General features: G+C 73.4%; 11 protein-coding genes and 3 tRNA genes. 6 read left to right on the top strand and 8 right to left on the bottom strand.

Features of this window, described 5'->3' with window-relative positions:
* Window positions 1-47: 47 nt before the first annotated feature.
* The 3 genes from ACIQ9G_RS20040 to ACIQ9G_RS20030 form a co-directional block, all read right to left on the bottom strand.
* Window positions 48-2,093 (bottom strand): right-handed parallel beta-helix repeat-containing protein, encoded by a 2,046-nt coding sequence (locus ACIQ9G_RS20040; protein WP_403611056.1) that lies wholly within the window; start codon window positions 2,091-2,093, stop codon window positions 48-50.
* A gap of 622 nt (window positions 2,094-2,715) precedes the next feature.
* Window positions 2,716-2,788 (bottom strand) — tRNA-Arg (locus ACIQ9G_RS20035).
* A 219-nt stretch (window positions 2,789-3,007) separates the two neighbouring features.
* A tRNA-Ser gene (locus ACIQ9G_RS20030) sits at window positions 3,008-3,098 on the bottom strand.
* A 171-nt stretch (window positions 3,099-3,269) separates the two neighbouring features.
* On the opposite strand from ACIQ9G_RS20030, the gene ACIQ9G_RS20025 reads away from it, so the two are divergent.
* Together ACIQ9G_RS20025 and ACIQ9G_RS20020 are read left to right on the top strand one after the other, a co-directional pair.
* Window positions 3,270-3,893: an SSI family serine proteinase inhibitor gene (locus ACIQ9G_RS20025; RefSeq protein WP_403611054.1), complete on the top strand. Its 624-nt coding sequence runs from the start codon at window positions 3,270-3,272 to the stop codon at window positions 3,891-3,893.
* Between the two features lie 231 nt (window positions 3,894-4,124).
* Complete coding sequence (locus ACIQ9G_RS20020) at window positions 4,125-9,092, top strand: PAS domain-containing protein (RefSeq protein WP_403611051.1); 4,968 nt, start codon at window positions 4,125-4,127, stop codon at window positions 9,090-9,092.
* Window positions 9,093-9,142: 50 nt separating this feature from the next.
* Here the strand turns inward: ACIQ9G_RS20020 and ACIQ9G_RS20015 are convergent, their stop codons facing one another.
* On the bottom strand, window positions 9,143-10,786 hold the full coding sequence (locus ACIQ9G_RS20015; protein ID WP_403611315.1) for a long-chain fatty acid--CoA ligase: 1,644 nt from the start codon (window positions 10,784-10,786) through the stop codon (window positions 9,143-9,145).
* Between the two features lie 195 nt (window positions 10,787-10,981).
* Window positions 10,982-11,539 (bottom strand): SigE family RNA polymerase sigma factor, encoded by a 558-nt coding sequence (locus tag ACIQ9G_RS20010; RefSeq protein WP_403611048.1) that lies wholly within the window; start codon window positions 11,537-11,539, stop codon window positions 10,982-10,984.
* Between the two features lie 774 nt (window positions 11,540-12,313).
* Here ACIQ9G_RS20010 and ACIQ9G_RS20005 point away from each other — a divergent pair.
* Window positions 12,314-13,183: a bifunctional DNA primase/polymerase gene (locus ACIQ9G_RS20005; RefSeq protein ID WP_403611045.1), complete on the top strand. Its 870-nt coding sequence runs from the start codon at window positions 12,314-12,316 to the stop codon at window positions 13,181-13,183.
* A gap of 16 nt (window positions 13,184-13,199) precedes the next feature.
* Here ACIQ9G_RS20005 and ACIQ9G_RS20000 read toward each other — a convergent pair whose 3' ends face one another.
* The 3 genes from ACIQ9G_RS20000 to ACIQ9G_RS19990 all read right to left on the bottom strand — a co-directional run bounded on the left by ACIQ9G_RS20000 (window position 13,200) and on the right by ACIQ9G_RS19990 (window position 16,274).
* Window positions 13,200-13,916 (bottom strand): hypothetical protein, encoded by a 717-nt coding sequence (locus tag ACIQ9G_RS20000; RefSeq protein WP_403611042.1) that lies wholly within the window; start codon window positions 13,914-13,916, stop codon window positions 13,200-13,202.
* A 712-nt stretch (window positions 13,917-14,628) separates the two neighbouring features.
* A tRNA-Ser gene (locus ACIQ9G_RS19995) sits at window positions 14,629-14,715 on the bottom strand.
* A 62-nt stretch (window positions 14,716-14,777) separates the two neighbouring features.
* Window positions 14,778-16,274 (bottom strand): S1C family serine protease, encoded by a 1,497-nt coding sequence (locus ACIQ9G_RS19990; protein ID WP_403611039.1) that lies wholly within the window; start codon window positions 16,272-16,274, stop codon window positions 14,778-14,780.
* Between the two features lie 261 nt (window positions 16,275-16,535).
* On the opposite strand from ACIQ9G_RS19990, the gene ACIQ9G_RS19985 reads away from it, so the two are divergent.
* From ACIQ9G_RS19985 to ACIQ9G_RS19975, 3 genes are all read left to right on the top strand, one after another.
* Window positions 16,536-17,366, top strand: a complete 831-nt coding sequence (locus ACIQ9G_RS19985) for a glycerophosphodiester phosphodiesterase (RefSeq protein ID WP_403611036.1) — start codon at window positions 16,536-16,538, stop codon at window positions 17,364-17,366.
* A gap of 126 nt (window positions 17,367-17,492) precedes the next feature.
* Complete coding sequence (locus ACIQ9G_RS19980) at window positions 17,493-18,131, top strand: ATP-binding protein (protein ID WP_403611034.1); 639 nt, start codon at window positions 17,493-17,495, stop codon at window positions 18,129-18,131.
* Between the two features lie 300 nt (window positions 18,132-18,431).
* On the top strand, window positions 18,432-19,397 hold the full coding sequence (locus ACIQ9G_RS19975; protein WP_403611032.1) for a DUF5926 family protein: 966 nt from the start codon (window positions 18,432-18,434) through the stop codon (window positions 19,395-19,397).
* The last annotated feature ends 126 nt before the right edge of the window (window positions 19,398-19,523 follow it).

The following is a 19,523-nucleotide window of genomic DNA, read 5'->3' as shown; positions in this document are numbered from 1 at the left end:
GAGGAGAGAGGGTTACAGCGAGCGGCCCGTGCCTACGACTGCCACCGTCAGTGATGGCCCGGCTTGTGGGGCTTGTGGGGCTTGTGGGACTTGCAGTGCTTGTCGCGCTTGATGACGGTGGGGTCCGTGGCCGTGTGCGTGGCACTGTCACCGCCCCCGGTGACCGTCACTGTGTCGATCCCCTTCTTGATCTTGCACTCACATGGCACGTCGGCCGTGAGCGTGATCGGCGGGTAACTGGCCCCAGCGGCCAGGACGTCACTGCGCGTGCAGGTCAGCGTGGCCAGGTCGCAGGTCCATCCGGCGCCCGAGATGCTCGCAGCGGTCAGTCCTCGCGGGAGGACGTCATGAACGGTGACCGTGCTGCCGTCCGTGGGACCGGGGCCGGCGTTGCCGACCGTGATGGTGTAGGTGCCCCGCTGCCCCTCTTTGAAGTCCTTCTTGTGGGTCTTCTCGATCGTCAAGGACGGTCGGCACTCGGGATTGGGGTCGATGGTGGTGGGGTCCACGGCGGTGTGGGTGCCGGTGTCGCCGCCACCGGTGACGGTCGCCGTGTCGGTGCCCTGGGCGGGGGCGTTGCAGGAGACGTCGACCGTCAGCGTGATGGGCGGGTAGCTGGCCCCGGGGGCCAGGGAGCCGCTGCGCGTGCAGGTGAGCGTGCTGAGGGTGCAGTCCCAGCCGGTGCCGCTGATGCCGGTGGCGGTGAGTCCTGCCGGGAGGGTGTCGTGCAAGGTGACCGTGCTGCCGTTGGTGGGGCCGCCGGATGCGTCGTTGCCGACCGTGATGGTGTAGGTGCCCTGCCGGCCCTGGGTGAAGTTGCCCGCGTGGGTCTTCTTGATCGTCAGGACCGGCTTGGGGCACAGACCGGTGGGGTTGCTCGTGTTGGCCCGGTTGTCCGTCCAGGTGTCCGCCGTCCCGGCCGTGCCGTCCCCCTTGGTGAGGTCTTCGCAGTCGAACACCTTGCTGTTCAGCAGCACGTTGCGGGTGACCACGTTGTCGGCGTTGCTGCCGGTGTCCTCGATGAGGACGCCGTCGTGCCCGCTGTTGTTCACGCTGTTGTCCGAGATGGTGGAACGCGTCAGCGAGCTCGGACCCGCCGAGATACCGTCGCCGAGCGTGGTGTTGCGGATGTTGTTGTTGCTGATCTGGATCTGATCGTTCGCCTCTGACGGACCGCCGACGACGTTTTCCGCGCGCACCCCGTGGTAGCTCCCCTGGATGTCATTGCGCAGAACCTGAAGCCGGGAGTCGGCGCCTCCGAGGTAGATCGCGGATCCGGTGTTGTCGACGGCCTGGTTGTCGGTCACCACGCTGCCCGTCGAGTGGAAGATGTTGAGCAGCCCGTTGTCCTGGTGCGAGACGTTGTGGTCGACGGTGGCCCGCAGGGTGTTCTGGTACTTGTCGAGGGTGATCGCGCCGTTCTTGTTCTGGAAGAACGCGTTGTGGTCGATCCGCGCGTTGTCCAAGCCCTGGTCGGAGTAGATGCCGTTGCCGGCCGGGGCCTGGACCCCGAAGCCCGTGTTGTTCAGGCGAATGCAGTTCTGCGTGACCTGGGACGGCGTCGTGCCGCTCGCGTTGAAGTACATCCCCGCCGGATTGCCCTGGATCACGTTGTTCGTGACCAAGTATCCGGAGTGGTTGACGGACGTGTTGACGCCGTAGCCGCCGAGGGCGGAGCCCTGGTTGTTCTGCACCGTGAAGCCCTGGAACCGGATGTTGTCCTCGCGAAGGTTCACGATCCCCTCGCCGGCGAGATTCGTGGCCTCGATGATCGAGTCGACCGCCGGCTTGGGCTCTGCGAACACATCACAGTCCGCCGGGAGCTTGGTCTGGCCCACCAGCGTGAGATTCGGCTTGTTGACGTCGACGATCTCGTTGTAGGTGCCGGCGCAGACCTGAATGGTGTCCCCGGCGGCTGCCGCGTCGACGGCGGACTGGATGGTCGAATAAGTGGCACCCGGACATGCCAGGTCGTCATCGACGATCAGTGTGCTGGCAGCCGCACGACCGGGTGCGGCCGCGACTGCCGGGAACGCCGGGAACACCGTCGCCACTGCCACGACGAACGCCGACAGAAGGGCGCGTCGCTTCATCACGTTCTTCACTTGCCCGCCTTCACGGATGACCGACATTGGCGACCGCGACGACGCAGTCCGTCATCTTTTGCACAGTTTCAGGTGACCTCGTGTCGGTTTCGCCGATCGACCTGCACTGTGTGATCACGGCGGCGGGAGAGGCAAGCAGACGCGCCGGTGGGCGGAGAGACCTTGCCCGGTCCGGCGGAACTCGAGCCGTGAAGCATGTGCGCGGAAGGTGCGCCTGAGGGCGGTCGACCTCCTCCGAACCGATGCCGCCTGACATCGGTGACCCCGCGCCGGTGCCGCCCGACCAGGGCACCCTCTACGGGTCGCGCCGCGCTCTCAGCTCCGGCCGGCCCCACGACGCACCCTCCGCCCGGACACGGCACCGACGGACTGCTGGGCGGGCTTCAGGCCCCTCGGAGAGATCCGCATCGCATAACAGGGAACCCGGCTGCGCCACCCGGCCTTCCACCGCCGGTCGCGGCCCCATGAGGGGGGCCTGGCTCGACGTGGCGGCCTCCGGGTCATCCCGCCGCACGACGGGCGGTAGCGGCTGACGCGGTTGCCGTACTTCGCCGCTGTACGCCCGGGAAACGCCAGAGGCCCCGGATCTCTCCGGGGCCTCTGATCTGTGTGCACTCGGCAGGATTCGAACCTGCAACCTTCTGATCCGTAGTCAGATGCTCTATCCGTTAAGCTACGAGTGCCTGTTCTGTTGTTGTCTTCGCTCCTGGCCCTTTCGGCCCGCTCGCGGCGACAGGAAGAACATTACATGACTGCCGCCGCCATGTGAAATCCGTTCCCCGCACCGCTTGTGACCTGTGAAAACGTGGTTCGGAGGGTGTCTCGCCGAAGGATGGGAGGCGGGGCCGGGCGGAAAGCAGCGAAGCCCCGGTCGGGTGGACCGGGGCTTCGGTGATCCAGCGCGGAGGCGGAGGGATTTGAACCCTCGATGGGCTTTAAGGCCCAAACCGCATTAGCAGTGCGGCGCCATAGACCGGACTAGGCGACGCCTCCAGCACAACCGCTCCCGCGAGCGCGCGAGTGGTGCGTGCAGATGATGACACAGCCGAGCGCGGTGTCACCAATCGCCCCCCACGGTACTAGGCAGGCGGGCCGCAGGGCAAAGCCCTTCCCGGAGCGTCGGGCGCGGCGCAACGTACCGGGGGGTGGCGCGTTAGTCCGGGCATGGTGCAGGTCAGCTCCCCCGATCACCTTTCCCGACGCCCTCGACGCCCCCGGCGGTCCCGGCTCCTCCGGCGCGCCGACGGCCCCGGGGCCCCTCGGCCCCTGCGGCGGCTGCTCCTCGGGGCCTCCGCCTCCCTCGTCGCGCTCACGTCGCTCGCCGCCGCCGGGCCGACCGCCCTCGCGTCGGCCGCCGCGCCCCCGCCCGTCCGCGACGAGGACCGGGCCGGCGACCACCTCACGGTGACCGTGCGGCACGCGGGCGGCGGGTGGGACGGGACGTACGAGCTGTACTGCCATCCCTTCGGCGGCAGCCATCCCGATGCGCGGGGCGCGTGCGGGGCGCTCGACCGGAGCACGCGCTGGGGGCGTGACGTCTTCGCCCCCGTCCCGGACGACGCCGTCTGCACCCTGCGGTACGGCGGGCCGGCCACCGCCCATGTCACCGGGACCTGGGCCGGGCGCCCCGTCGACGCGTCGTTCGACCGCGGCGACGGCTGTCGGATCGACCGCTGGGACCGGCTCGTGCCGCTGCTGCCCCGCGCCGGTTCCCGGCTCGCGGGCACGGCACCCGGCGAGCACGGCACGCCACCCGCCGGGCACGGCACGGGGCCCGCGCGGCGGTGACACCGATCGGACGGCGGGTGCGCGAGGGCGTCCGTAAAGGTCCGGCGAAGGTCGTGCGAAGTGGAAGCGCAGGGTCACCGGTTCGGCCTCACTTTGTCGTGCGACCTCCCTCTCATCCGGCGTCGCGGGCGCAACCTCAGCGCATAGACTCCCTCGCGTGACACGTCGCGGGCCGGTTGGCAAGATGGCCCCCGCGGTCGGCTAGGTGCGGTAACAGGGAGGAAGCGTCTCGTGAGCAGCAGGCCATCCCGAGGCGCTGCTCGCCTCGCAGCCATACTCGACGCGCTGCCCGACGCGCTGCTGCTGGTCAACGCAAACGGGACGGTCGTCAACGCCAACACCATCGCCCTGGAGGCCTTCGAGACCCCGGGGACCGCGCTCGTCGGGCGGGGCCTGCTCGACCTGCTGCCGGAGTTCGACTCCAAGCTGATCCCCGGCTCCATGCGGCGCCCCGACCACATCGACCCGCGCGGGCGCACCAAGCCGACCCGGATGACCGCCCGGCGCACCGACGGGACCGACTTCCCCGTCGAGGTCACGAGCGCGAATCTGGAGAACGGGCAGCAGGCCTACGACGGTCACGGCTACAGCGGCGACGAACTGCTGATGCTGGTCGTGCGCGACCTGTCCGGCACCGTCGACACCGAGGCCGAGCTGGCGCGTTCGCAGCGGCAGACCGAGATGATCCTGCGGGCCGCGTCCGAGGGCGTCGTCGGCACCGACACCGACGGGCGGGTCGTCCTGGTCAACCCGGCCGCCGCCCAGATCCTGGGCTACCGGGCCGGCGAACTCGGCGGCCGCGAGCTGCACGACCTCGTCCTCCACTCGCGCCCCGACGGCTCGCCCTTCCCGTACGAGGAGTCCCCGCTCGCCGACACCCTGCGCTCCGGGCGCAAGCACCGGGTGCGCGGGCAGGTGCTGTGGTCCAAGAGCGGCGACAAGGTCCCGGTCGACCTGACGACCGCCCCCGTCCGCGACGGCGACCAGCTCGTCGGCGCCGTCATGACCTTCGCCGACCGGCGTCCGCTGGACACGCTCACCGAGGAGAAGGCCGCCGCCGACAAGCGGCACGAGGAGGAGCTGGAGCGTCTCGCCGAGGAGCACGCCTCGGAGCTGACCGCCCTGCGCCAGCGGCACGTCGCCGAGGTCGAGGAACTCACCGAAGGCCACGCGGAGGAACTCGCCGCGAACGAGGAGCGGTACGCCGCCCTCGGCGAGCGGGAGAAGGACCGCTTCGAGGCGCTGGCCGCCCGGCACGAGCAGCTGCTCACCCTGCTGGCCCGCTCCCTGCGCGGCCCCCTCGACGAACTGCGCCGCGAACTGGCCGCGCTCGCCGCCGACGACGCCGGGCAGCTGTGGCCCGAGGCCAACCAGGTGCTGCACCACCTCTCGGCCGGCTACTCGCGCATCACCACCCTCATCGACAACGTCCTCGGCTACCAGCGCATCGACGCCGGCAGCGAGGAGATCACCCGTACGAAGGTGATGCTCGACGCGGTCGTCGCCGCCGGCGTCGACGGGGCCGTCGAGCTGGTGGGCCCGGGCCGGGTGCAGTTCGCCGTGCACGCGCCGCCCATCGAGGCCGAGGTCGACCCGCAGCGGCTCGCGACCGCGCTCGCCCACCTCGTCGCCGACGTGGCGGGCGTCGACGCGACCGGCAACGCCCCCGTGTCGGCGGGCGGTTACATGGACAACACCGTCGTGGTGGCGGCAGCGCAGCGCGGCGAGGTCGTACGGATCGAGGTGCGCGGACCGTACGCCGGGGGAGACCCGGTGCACGAGCCGATCGTCCGCGGGATCGTCCGGGCGCACGGCGGTGTGCTGCAGACGCACGAGGTGCCGGGGATGAGCGGCAACGCCTACGTCCTCGAGGTGCCGCTCGGCGCCGGCGCGGGGGCCGTCACGGCCGGCGCCCCCGTTCCCTTCACGGACGCGCAGACGGACATGGTTCCGGACGCGGTTGCGGGTGGAGCGGGTGTCTCGGCGGAGGTCGCCCTTCCCGAGCCCGCTCCGAGCGGTGGGCGGCGGCGGGCCCGGCGGTCCTCCACGGACGCGTTCCTGGAGAGCGGGCACGAGGCCGCCGGCGAGGCGTCCGGCGCCTCGACCCCGCCGGCCTCTCCGACCGCCCCGACCGCTCCGACCGCTCCGACCGCTCCGACCGGACGGCGCCGCAGGCGTGCCGCCGAGCAGTCCGCGCAGACGGCCGACCTGGCGGCCGACCAGGGTGCCGACGCCTCCGGCGGTACCGGACGGCGCCGCGGACGGCCCGCCGAGGGCGCCGGGGGTGCCGAGGGCGGGACGGACGACGTGAGCGAGGGCGCCGTCGTCACGGCGGCCGAACACGCCGCCGGGACCGCGGCGTCCGGCAACGGTCTGGGCGGCACGGTGCCGCCGCAGGGCGTGCCCGCGCCCGGCGGGCGGCGGGCCCGGCGCGACGCCGGTGAACCGCAGGCGCTGCCGCCCGCGCTGCCCGCGGTGGCGGAGCAGCGGACGGACGGGGCGCAGGCACCGCAGCCGACCGGGCGCCGTCGGCGTGCCCTCGCCGCGGCGACCGAGCGTGCCGCCGCGCAGGAGGCGGCTCCCCGTGCGGTCTTCGCCCTGCCGCCTGCCGAGGCGGACCGGCCGTCCGGCGCCCCGCAGGGACAAGGACAGGGACAGGCCCCGGTCCAGGTGCCGCCGCAGGGCATCGCGCCCGGCGCCGGCACCGACGGCGGCCGGCACGACGCCGTGCCCCACGACCAGGCCGACGACCACACCCCGCCGCAGCCGCATCCCACGAGCGCGCCGACGGGACGCCGTCGGCGGGCAATGGCCCAGCCCGCCGACTCCACGGATCAGGGCACGACGCCCGCCCAGGGGATTCCCGCGCAGGGCGCGGCCGCCGCGCAGTCCGCGCCCGGCCAGGCGACGCCAGTGCAGGGCGTCCCGCCGCAGGCACCGGCGGCCGCCGCGGCCCAGCCTCAGGCCCAGGGTGCCGCGGTGCCGGGGCAGGGCGGGGTGGTTCCGCCTCAGGGCGGTCCCGCGCCGCAGGGCGGCCTCGTGGCCCCGGGGCCGCAGGTGCCGGGTCAGCCCGTGCAGCCGGGTGTGCCGGCGCAGGGCGCCCCGGACCAGGTGGGACCGGCCCCGCAGGCCGTCCCGCAAGCGGTTCCGCAAACCGCCGTTCCCGCCGTCCCGCCGGTCGCGCCCGGACAGCCGGTCGTGGCACCGGTGATTCCCGGACAGCCGGTCCTGGCCCAGGCCGGCCCCGGCCTGCCGGTCGTTGCCCAGCCGGTCGCTGCCCAGTCCGGTGTCGTCCAGCCGGGTGTCGTCCCGCAGGCACCGGCGCAGCAGCAGCCGGTGCCCGTGCAGCAGCCCCCCGCGCAGAACGTGGCCGGGCCGGTCGCGCCGCCCGCCCAGGGCGGTGCCGCCCAGCCGCTCCCCCAGCAGGGCGCCGTTCCCGCCCCGGCCCAGGCGGTCCCCGGCGGCGGCCTTCCCCCGGAGGCGGTCCCCGGCCAGGCGGTCCCACCGCGGCCGGTGCCCGCCCCGGGCGTCCCGGCACAGGGCGTTCCTGCGGCGCACCCCGCCGCGCCGCAGGCCGCGCCCGCTCCGGGCGTCCCGGCTCCGGGCGTCCCCGCCGCACAGCCGAATCCGGCCACGGGCATCCCGGCCCCGCAGCCGTGGCCCGGCGCCGACGGCACCTCCGGCACGGGCACCCCCGTCCCGCCGGACGGTGCCGCCGTGCCCGTACCGCCCCACGCGCCCGGCCCGCCCGCGCCCGCCCCGCAGAGCGCGCCCGGCGCCCCCGTGCCGCCCGCTCAGGGCGCTCCGCAGCCGGTCGCGCCCGCCCCGGCTGCCGGTACGCCCGCGCAGGCGCCCCCGCTCCCGCCCGAGCAGGTCCCCGGACAGCCCACCGCTCAGCCGGCCGGGCAGCCGGTCGCCGGGGGTGCCGCCGCGCGGGCGTCGCAGCCGCTGCCCGCCGAGGCCGCCGCGCCGGTCGACCCCAACTCGACGCAGGGGCGGGCGTTCAGTGTGCGGACGCTCGGTCAGGGCGTCCCGTTCAGCCGCCAGGCGGCGCAGGTGCAGGTCCCCCAGACCGGCGCGGCCACGCCTCCGCACGGGACCGGCGGTTCCGGTTCCGGACGTCGGCGCAAGCTGGGCACCCCGCCCGACCCGGCCGCCGCCCGCCCGGAGCAGACGGCCCGCCAGGGGCAGAACGTCCGGCCGGAGCAGACCGCCCGGCCGCATCCGCAGTCCGAACAGCCGCCCGCCCCGCCCTCCGTGGGCGGACAGCCCTCGCAGGCCGGGCAGCCGTCCCCGCCCGCGCAGCCGTCCCTGGCCGGGCAGTCCCGGCTCGCGCCCGCCACCGAGGGCGCCGGACGGTCGTACGCCATAGGAGCACCGGACGAGAACGCGGCCGAGGGGCCCGAGCCGCTGGACGGCCCGGGCGGGGCCGTGGAGATCGCGGACACCCCGCGGCCGCAGCCGATGGACGACGAGCTGCCGCCGGAGCCGCTGGACAACCCGCGCCGGCTGCTGGTGTGGCCCGCCCCGGACGTCAACACGCAGCAGGCGCTGAGCGACCGCGGGTACCGGCCGGTCATCGTGCACTCCCGCGAGGAGGTCGCCGCGCAGATCGCCGCCTTCCCCGCCGCGCTGTTCGTCGACCCGCTGACCGGGCCGATCACGCGCACCGCGCTGCAGTCGCTGCGGCAGGCGGCCGTCGCCGCCGAGGTGCCCGTGCTGGTGACCGCGGGACTCGGACAGGCCACCCGCGAGGCGGCGTACGGCGCCGATCCCGCCGTCCTGCTGAAGGCTCTCGCCCCGCGCGACAGCGAGCAGCACCCGCCGCGCGTGCTGCTGATCGAGGAGCACGCGGAGATCGCGCTGGCGCTGACCTCGACGCTGGAGCGGCGCGGGATGCAGGTGGCGCGGGCCGCGAGCGACACCGACGCGGTGACGCTCGCCGGGCAGTTCCGGCCGAACCTGGTCGTGATGGACCTGATGCAGGTGCACCGGCGCCAGGCCGGGATCGTCGACTGGCTGCGCGCGAACGGGCAGCTCAACCGCACCCCGCTGGTCGTCTACACGGCCGCGGTCGACCAGGCAGACCTGCCGCGGCTGGCCTCCGGCGAGACGGTGCTGTTCCTCGCGGAGCGGTCCACCAGCGCCGAGGTGCAGGACCGGATCGTCGACCTGCTGGCCCGGATCGGGACCAACTGACCGCGGCCGGGACCGCGTGGGTCCCGGCCGTGTGCCCCCACGGGCGGCTGTCAGAGGTTGGTGACGTCCAGGTCCCCGGCGGCGTACCGGCGGCGCAGCACCTTCTTGTCGAACTTGCCGACGCTGGTCTTCGGGACCGCCTCGATCACCGTCCAGCGCTCCGGGAGCTGCCACTTGGCGATCCTGCCCTCTTCGAGGAGGAAGGTGCGCAGGGTCTCGAAGTCGGCGCCGGCGCCCTCCTTGAGGACCACGGTGGCCAGCGGGCGCTCGCCCCACTTGTCGTCGGGGACGGCGACGACGGCGGCCTCGGCGACGGCCGGGTGGGACATCAGGGCGTTCTCCAGCTCGACCGAGGAGATCCACTCGCCGCCGGACTTGATGACGTCCTTGGCCCGGTCGGTGAGGGTGAGGAAGCCGTCGGGGCTGATGGTGCCGACGTCTCCGGTCTTCAGCCAGCCGTCCTCGCTGAACTTGTCGGCGGGGCACAGCGGTTCGGCGTCGGGGCCGTTGTAGTAGGCGCCGGCGATCCAGGGGCCGCGGACCTCCAGCTCGCCCGCGGACTCGCCGTCCCAGGGCAGCCGCTCGCCGCCGGGGCCGGTGAGCCGGGCCTCGACACCGGCCGCGAAACGGCCCTGGGTGAGCCGGTAGGCGAACTCCTCGTCCGTGCCGACGGCGTGGGCCGGGGGACGGGCGACCGTGCCGAGCGGGGAGGTCTCCGTCATGCCCCAGGCGTGGCAGACCCGCATGCCCAGCTGGTCGAAGGCCTCCATGAGGGAGGGCGGGCAGGCGGAGCCGCCGATGGTGACCTGGGTGAGGGAGGAGACGTCCCGGGGCCGGGCGGTCAGTTCGGCGAGCAGGCCCTGCCAGATGGTGGGGACGGCGGCCGCGTGGGTCGGCTTCTCGCCCTCGATCATCTCGGCGAGCGGGGCGGGCTGCAGGAAGCGGTCCGGCATCAGCAGGTTGACGCCGGTCATGAAGGTGGCGTGCGGCAGGCCCCAGGCGTTGACGTGGAACTGGGGGACGACCACGAGCGAGGTGTCCTGGTCGGTGAGGCCCATGGACTCGGTCATGTTGACCTGCATGGAGTGCAGGTACACCGAACGGTGGCTGTAGACCACGCCCTTGGGGTCGCCGGTGGTGCCGGAGGTGTAGCACATGGAGGCGGCCCGGCGTTCGTCCAGCTCGGGCCAGTCGTACGCGGTCGGCTTCCCGGCGATCAGGTCCTCGTACTCGTGGACCCGGACGGAGACGTCCGCGAGCAGCGCGCGGTCGCCGGGACCGGAGACGACGACGTGCTCGACGGTCTTCATGTGCGGCAGCAGCGGGGCGAGCAGCGGCAGCAGCGACCCGTTGACGATGACGACCCGGTCGGCCGCGTGGTCGACGATCCAGGTCAGCTGCTCGGCGGGCAGGCGCAGGTTGAGCGTGTGCAGGACCGCCCCCATGGAGGGGATGGCGAAGTAGGCCTCGACGTGCTCGGCGTTGTTCCACATGAGGGTCGCCACGCGGTCGTCGTCCACGATCCCGAGGTCCTCGCGCAGGGCGTGCGCCAGCTGGGCAGCCCGGGCGCCGATCCCGGCGAAGGAACGGCGGTGCGGTTCCCCCTCGCCGGTCCAGGTGGTCACCTGCGAGGTCCCGTGGACCGTCGACCCGTGGGTCAGGATCCTTGAGATCAGCAGTGGTACGTCCTGCATGGTGCTCAGCACGGCGTCCTCCCGGGGGCGACATTGCCTACGCGGCGGTAAGGGCTGCGCTGATTCTGCGCACATACCACGCGGTATGTCACTAGGGGCGGGCCATCGATCACGTGACCTTTCGCACTGGTGGACCGTGCCGCAGCACACACCGGCCGCCACGGAGGGGCGCGGGACGATGCGCGGGACGGACGATCAGCGCACGAGGCCCAGCTCGGGATCCTCGCGCAGTTTGCCCAGCGCGCGGGAGACCGCCGACTTCACCGTGCCCACGGACACCCCGAGCACCTCGGCCGTCTGGGCCTCGGAGAGGTCCTCGTAGTACCTGAGGACGACCATGGCCCGCTGCCGGGCGGGCAGCTTCGTGATCGCCCGCCACATCGCGTCGTGCAGTGCCTGCTGCTCCGCCGGGTCGGGCGCGCCGGGTACGGGCTCCGGTTCGGGCAGCTCCTCGCACGCGAACTCGTCGACCCTGCGCTTGCGCCACTGGGAGGTGCGCGTGTTCAGCAGCGCCCGGCGCACGTAGCCGTCGAGCGCCCGGTGGTCCTCGATCCGCTCCCACGCCACGTACGTCTTCGTCAGCGCGGTCTGCAGCAGGTCCTCCGCGTCGCTCGCGTTCGCGGTCAGCGACCGGGCGGTACGCAGCAGCACCGGCCGGCGGGCCCTCACGTACGAGGTGAACGACGGATACGCCGGGGTCCGCGTCATCGGGGCGGCGGCGTTCGACGCACTGGTGCAGACGGGTGTGGTCATGGCTCCACGCTAGGAGCGCACCCGCCCCCGCGGATCGGCCCCAGGTCCCGAAGCGGGGTCCCCCTCAGGTTGTAGGGGCGGGGCCGGCCGCACCTCCTGAAGGTGGACGAGCGGGCCGCACGTACTGGGGGTTCACCCCGGGGGCCCGGCGGCCACCTTGACGGCCCGTCAGGCAGCTGGAGCCGCCAGGGCCGTCGCGGCCGCGTGAAAGCGCCCGCGCGGCGGTGCCGAAGCACCGCCGCGCAGGCGTTGTGCAACCCCACAAGCACACCCCGCAGGGGCGCTCAGGACCGGCGAATCCCCAAATGCGCCGGTCCGCCCCGGCTCACCAGAGGCGGGTGAAGTGGATGGCCGTACGGATGCTTGCCATGTGCGCTCCTCCAGTACGAGGTGGGAACCGGCTCCCTGCCGGAAACCGTGAGGCGTGAGGTACGTGCGGTACCTGAACTTCGGCTGTCACCAGGGCGGTCGGCCGACCGGCCCCGGCGTTACTCCACGACGTCGCAGGATCAGGGTTGCCCACCGGATCCCGGATGATTCATCCCGGAAGCCATGATTCGCACGCAAGCGTGAGAACAAGTCGATAAACCCCTTTCGCCACTCTTCATGACTCAGAGCCGCGATCAGGGCCATCATGGATATCCCCCCCCCCGGACACCGCACGCGCTGAAGCGTTTCGGCAGCCAGTGCGTCCGCATCGGCGATCCCCGGCGTGTCGAGACGGTCGACGGGCGCCCTCTTCCCTTTTTCGAACGCACGTACGAACATGGTGGTATGGCCACCATCGACCGGCTAACCACGACGCTGGCCCTCGCACACGCCCTGTCGGCCGCGGAACGCGGACTGGCCGTCATCCCCCTGTCCCGGACGAAGCTGCCGGCCCTGCGCTCCCCGCACCGCGACGACCCGGCCCCGGCCCCCTGCCACGGCGAGTGCGGCCGCTTCGGCCACGGCGTGTACGACGCCTCCACCGACCCCGCGCGCATCCGCGCACTGTTCGCCGCGGCCCCCTGGGCCACCGGCTACGGCATCGCCTGCGGACTGCCGCCGTACCACCTGATCGGCGTCGACCTGGACACCAAGTCCGGCACGGACTCCTCGGCGGCCCTGCGCGAACTCGCCCTGCGCCACCTGTTCACGATCCCCCCGACCGTGGTCGTGCTGACCCCCAGCGGCGGCCGCCATCTGTGGCTGAGGGGTCCCGCGGACGTCGTCGTCCCCAACTCGGCCGGGCGGCTGGCCCCCGGCATCGACATCCGCGGCGCGGGCGGCTACCTCGTCGGTCCCGGCTCCCGCACGGAGCACGGGGTATACGGCACGGCCCCCGGCACCGCCCACCTCGCGCCCACGCCCTGCCCGCGGGCCCTCCTGCGACTGCTGCTGCCACCGCCCCGCCCGGCGCACCACCCGGCGCCCGCGTCGGCGGGCCGGCACGGCCAGGGCCTGGTGCAGTTCGTCCTGGGGGCGCACGAGGGACAGCGCAACACCCGCCTGTTCTGGGCGGCCTGCCGTGCCTATGAGGACGGCATCGGACCGGCCCTCGTCGACCCGCTGGTCGACGCGGCCGTACGCGCGGGCCTGCCCGAGCAGGAGGCCCGCGCGACCGTCGCCTCGGCGGCCCGCATGACGGCCCACCGGCCGTGAGAGCGGCCCGTGCCGGTTACGGCGTGAACACCTCGTCCAGCCGGTGGATCGCGCCGTCGTCGCCGGTCTCGTACCGGAACACCAGGCCGGAGTCCGGGTGCGCCTCGATCCAGTCGATCAGCTCCTGCACGCCGATCCGCCGGTTCTCGCTGCTGTCGGTGACGGGGTTGGTGGCGGTGACGTACGCGGCCTGGTCGAGGGCCCAGCGGCTCTCCTCGCCGGTGACGACGAAGGGCGCGCCGTCCGTGTCCTTGCCGGGGCATCCCCAGGCCCCGTGCTGGATGACGAGGTTCACCTTGCCGGTGGCGCCGTCGAGTTCCTCGACGCGATAGACGGCGAATTCGTCGGGATCGACGTCGTCCGGGTTCGGCGCCTTCCCGGCACAGTCGGCGGCGGGCGCGCCGCTCGCGGCGGGTCCTGGGTCGGCCTTCCCGGCGGGTCCGGCACCGGTCTTCCCGGCGGGTCCGGCACCGGTCTTCCCGGCGGGTGTGGCGCCGGCGGGTGTGGCGGCGGCCGTCGCCGCCGCGCCCGGAGCCGTACCGGGCTTCTTCGCGGTGGCGCCGGACGACGGGGCGGTGGCGGTGGCCACCGCGTCGGGCGAGGCGGTGGCCGTGCCGCCCGCACCCGGCTTCGCCGCGGCTCCGGCGGCGCTCCCCCCGCATCCGGTGAGCACGGCGGACAACGCGACGGCCGCGAGCGCGACACCGGCGGGTCTGAGACGGCTGGCCTTCATCTGGGACGCCCCCCTGTTGTGCATACGGCTGTGCACACAGCCGTTCGTACGGCGGCCCGTCGGCCACCCGGACCGGGACGGTAGCAACGCCCTTCTCCAGCCGCAGCACACCGACCACCGATGTCACAGACCCGGGACGCGACCGTCACCGGGCGGGGAAGGCGTGACACCCGAGGGGGAGCCGGGGGCGGCCCGGCCGCCACGGCGGGGCACCCGAGTCTCGCCGCCCGAGTCGACCGAGACGCCGCGGCAACGAGCACGGGCAGTGCGTGCTCGCCGCCGTGGCCCTCGAGCGGCGGTGGGCGGCGTGACGCCGCTGTCCCGCGCGGGGCGTGGGGCTGTCCCGCGCGGGACGTGCGGCCGAACCCCTGCTCATGACCCGGTGGTGAACCTCGGGGTCGTGTCGTCGTGGTGATCGCCCCGAGCGGCCGGTAGGGGCTCCAGCCGGTGTCGGCGCGGAAGGATCACCTCAATGCGGCGCCGATTCCCCGTCAGCGGTGCGGGCGATCGCCGGGCTTGTGCCCGGCCCTTCGCCGGGGCCGCGACCTCGGGCGGTCGTGCCGTCCAGCAACTCACCGGCCGGCCACACCGCGGTGCCGGCGACGTGTTCGACGTGGAGCGTTCGCGTCTCCGGGTCGAGACCACGGAACGCGGAAGGGGTGCCCCTCGCCGGAGGGGCACCCCTTCTGAGCTGCACTGTCTATGACCTGCGCGGAGGCGGTGGGATTTGAACCCACGGTGACATCGCTGCCACGACGGTTTTCAAGACCGTTCCCTTCGGCCGCTCGGGCACGCCTCCCCGCGCTGCCCGTGATCGGCGGCGCGGGGACAAGACTAACCGGTGGGCGCGGGCGTGTGGGGTCAGCCGTTGTCGCCGACGCGGGAGCCCAGGGTGACCTCGGCGGTGCGCTCCTTGCCGTCGCGCAGGTAGGTGATGGTCACCTTGTCGCCGGGCTTGTGGGTCCAGATCTCGCCGATCAGGGTCGGGCCGGAGTCGATCACGTGGTCGTCGAGCTTGGTGATGACGTCGCCCGGCTTGAGGCCGGCCCGGTCGGCGGGGCCGCCCGACTCGACCGGGGCGGAGCCGCTGACGCCCTGGTCGGTGATCTTCGCACCGTTGGTGCGGTCCTCCAGGGAGACGGACGCGCCGATCTTCGCGTAGACCGGCTTGCCGGTCTTGATCAGCTGCTGGGCGACGTACTTGGCCTGGTTGATCGGGATGGCGAAGCCGAGGCCGATCGAACCGGACTGGCCGGAACCGCCCAGGCCGCCGCCGCTGCCCGTGGACTGGATCGCGGAGTTGATGCCGATCACCGCACCGCGCGAGTCCAGCAGCGGGCCGCCGGAGTTGCCCGGGTTGATGGAGGCGTCCGTCTGCAGGGCGCTCATGTAGGACGCCTTGCTGTCGGAGCTGCCGTCGCTGGAGGCGACGGGGCGGTTCTTGGCGCTGATGATGCCCGTCGTCACCGTGTTCGACAGGCCGAAGGGGGCGCCGATGGCGATGGTCTCGTCGCCGACGGCCACCTTGTCGGAGTCGCCGAGGGTGAGGGGCTTGAGATCGCCCGGCGCGTTCTTGAGCTTGACGACGGCGACGTCGTAGCCCTGCGCGTGGCCGACGACCTCGGCGTCGTACTTCTTGCCGTTGGGGAAGGTCGCGGTCAGCTTGCCGCCGTCGACCGCCTCGGCCACCACGTGGTTGTTGGTGACGATGTGGCCCTGGGTGTCGAAGACGAAGCCGGTGCCGGTGCCGCCCTGGCCGCCGGCGCCCTCGGCCTCGATGGTGACCGTGCTCGGCAGCGCCTTGCCGGCCACGCCCGCGATCGAGTTCGGGTCCCGCTTGACCTGCGAGGCACCGGTGTCTGAGGCGGAGACGGTGGTTGAGCCGCTGTCGTCGTTGTTCTTGGCCAGGGTGTAGCCGAGGCCGCCGCCGAGTCCGCCGGCGACCAGCGCGGCCACCAGGACCGCGGCGACCAGACCGCCGCGCCGGCCACCGGGCTTCGGCGCGGGCTGCTGGTACGTCGAACCCCAGCCGGAGCCCGAACCGCCTCCGTCCGCGTAGGACGGGGCTCCGGCCGGGGCCGGAGGCGGCCAGGAGCCGTCGGCGGGCCCGCCGTGGCCCTGCGGTCCGGGTGCGCCGGCCCCGCCGTGGCCGCCCGCCGACGCGTGCGCGGGCGGCGGGCCGCCGTGCACCGCGTCCTGCCGCGGGGCGCCCGGAACGTGCGGAGGCGCGCTCGGCGGCGGGGGCGTCGCGCCGCTCTGGGGGGCGGCCGTCCCGGGGGAAGCAGCGGGAGATTCCACCGGCACGGGAGGTGCGGACGGGGCCGGGGGTACCGCGGTGCCCTCGTTCTCGGTGCTCACAGCTCTTCTCCTCGATCCACGGCTGCTGGTGCAGGTCTCACTCGGTCACACTCGTTCACGCCTGTCGACGAGCCGGCGCGCTTCAGCATGTGCATGTGCCCTGTGTATGCCCTCAGCTTTTCCCACGGGCCGTCAGAGCACCATAAGCGGTGGCTGTGGGTCCGGGGCCATCCCTTACATAGGTCATCTCACACGAAACAGACACATTGTCGACGCCCGCCCGCCCTCACACGTACCCCCGAGCGGTGGCACCATGACGCCGTGACCCACGCACGGCAGCAGCACCCCATTCAGGTCGTCGCCCACCGCGGAGCCTCCGAGGACGCCCCCGAGCACACGCTGGCCGCTTACAAGAAGGCCATCGAGGACGGCGCGGACGCCCTTGAATGCGACGTACGCCTCACCGCGGACGGCCACCTGGTCTGTGTCCACGACCGCCGCGTCAACCGTACGTCCAACGGACGGGGAGCCGTGTCGGCCCTGGAACTCGCCGACCTGACCGCGCTGGACTTCGGCTCCTGGCCGGCGCGTGCCTCCCGGCGCGGCCGGGACGAGGAGCCGGACTGGGAGGTCCGCCCCGAGGACCCCCAGGAGACCGCGGTGCTCACCCTGGAGCGACTGCTCGAGCTCGTCGCCGACTCCGGGCGCCGGGTGGAGCTGGCCATCGAGACCAAGCACCCCACACGCTGGGCGGGGCAGGTCGAGGAGCGGCTGCTGCTGCTACTGAAACGGTTCGGCCTGGACGCCCCGGCCTCCGCCGAGGAGTCCCAGGTGCGCGTCATGAGCTTCTCGGCGCGCTCGCTGCACCGGGTGCAGGCGGCCTCGGCGACGCTGCCGACGGTCTACCTGATGCAGTTCGTCTCGCCGCGGCTCCGGGACGGGCGGCTTCCGGCGGGGGTCCGGATCGCGGGGCCCTCCATCCGGATCGTGCGCAAGTACCCGGCCTACATCGAGCGGCTGCAGCGGGCCGGGCACCGGGTGCACGTGTGGACCGTGAACGACCCCGAGGACGTCGACCTCTGCCTCGACCTGGGCATCGACGCCATCATCACCAACCGCCCGCGCGCGGTTCTGCATCGGCTCGGCCGCTGATCGGCCCCACCCCTTGACCCGGGGGCCGCACTGCACCATCCTCCGGAATCGGCCACACCGCAGCAATCCAGCCACACCATGACAGGGAGTGCTCCGGCGCGTTCGGAGCGTGTTCGACTGTTGCCAGTGCGTCACCGGACGAGGATTGGCCGGTTTCCGGTACAGGCCAATGGGGCATCCACACCGTGGCGTGGGGCGAAGGAGGTCTCGGGGGTGGCGTTGGTGGTGGCACAGGAGGTGCCCACGTCGTCGAGCATGGCCGTACCCCATGGCCCTGCGGGCGTGGGGGAAGCAAGACACCGGATGCGTGAGCAGTTGCGCGGCGGTGGCGTGGCGGAACCGGTCATCGACGATGCCGTACTGATCCTTTCCGAACTTCTCAGCAACGCCTGCAAGCACGGCAGACCGCTGGGCGGTGCCCTGACCGGCGACGGCGCCATCCGGGCCGCGTGGCGCGTGGACACCGGCGGCCGGCTGGTCGTCGAGGTGACGGACGGCGGCGGACCGACCCGCCCGGCCCGGGCCACCCCCTCGGTAACCGCGCACGGTGGCCGCGGGCTCAACATCATCACCGCCCTCGCCGACGACTGGGGGGTGCGGGACGACGTCCGCGGCGAGGTCACGGTGTGGGTCGTCGTCCAAGACGACGTGCACGATCCCGACGCCGGGCACCGCCGCGACGACTTCGCTACGCGCGTCACCGCCCCGTCGGTGTCGGCGATACCGGAGCTGCGCTTCGCGGACGCCTTCGACGACCTGGACTGAGGCGCCGTCCCGGGACCGGGGGGGCCTCCAGGACCGGGGGGGCCTCCAGGACCGGGGCGGCCTCCGGGGCCGAGACGGGCCCCGGGGGCGAGGCGACATCCGGAAGCGCGGCGGCGTCCCGGGCCGAGGCGACGTCCCGCGCCGAGCGCCGCCGGCCGCCCCCGTTCACCGCCGCGCCCCCGCACCCACCGCCGGACGAGTTGTCCACCGCCGGTGCGTTGTCCACAGGATCCCGTCGCTGATGGCCTGAACGGCTAGGCTCCCGCCGTACGAGACGAGCCGTAACCGGGAGACACCCAGATGGCCAAGAAGCGACCCCAGACGAAGGCCAAGCGCCCGCAGCTCACGGACGGAGAGATCCCGGTCGTCGGCGCCCGCGAGCCCTGCCCCTGCGGCAGCGGGCGCCGTTACAAGGCCTGCCACGGCCGGGCCGCCGCGCACGCGGCCACCGAACTGGTGCGACGGCCGTTCGAGGGTCTCCCAGGCGAGTGCGACTGGGTGGCGCTGCGCGAGCTCGTTCCCGCCGCCACGGTCCGGCTGACGCTCCGGGAGGACCTGCCCGAGGGCGTCCCGTCCGTCACGCTGGCCACGGTCCTGCCGATGGCCTGGCCCGCGCTGCGCCGCGACGACGGCTCGGTCCTGCTCGGCCTGCAGAACGACACGGCGTCCGGCGACATCAGCCGCGACCTCGCCGACACGCTCCAGCGCGCCCTGGAGGCCGAGCCGGGCACGCCGGTGCAGGGGCGCCGCGCCCCGGCCGACGGGCCGCGGCTGCAGGACCTGCTGGACCCGAAGGCCCCCTTCGAGCCGGATGTGCACGAGGGCTTCGAGTTCTGGGTGCCGGACGCGGAGCACGCGACGCCGGAGGTCACCGCCTCCCTGGAGCGGGCCAACGCCGCCGCCATCCCGACGGTGCGCCTGCAGGGCGTGGACGCCGCCTACTGGTGCGAGACGCCGGAGAAGAACCACCTGCGCTGGGTCATGCCGCACCCGGAGGAGCAGCTGCTGGACGCCCTGGCGCGCCTGCACGCGGCGGGCCGTTCGAGCCTGGGCGAGGGCACCCGCCTCGTGGGCTCGTTCCGCGCGCACGGTCTGACGGTGCCGGTGTGGGACCTGCCGAGCGGGGTCGGCGCGGAGGATGTGGAGAAGCCGGCCGCCGAGTTCGCCGAGCGGCTGGCCGCCGCCCTGGACACGGACGCGCCGCTGACCGCGGAGGAGCGCCGGGCGCGAGGCGGCCTGACCAACCGTCAGGTGACGCTCAGCTGACCGTCGGCTTCCGGTTCACGGACGCCGCTCTCCGGCCCACGGACACCGCTTTCCGGTTCAGGAGCCGCGGACCCTGGCCCCCGGCTCCTGAACGGCTGCTTCGGCTGACCGACCGGTCAGCCGAAG

It is taken from the genome of Streptomyces sp. NPDC096152 (assembly GCF_044763235.1).
Taxonomy (GTDB): domain Bacteria; phylum Actinomycetota; class Actinomycetes; order Streptomycetales; family Streptomycetaceae; genus Streptomyces.
The sequence above is the reverse complement of the archived record's forward strand: the minus strand, read 5'-3'. Positions and strand labels throughout refer to the sequence as shown.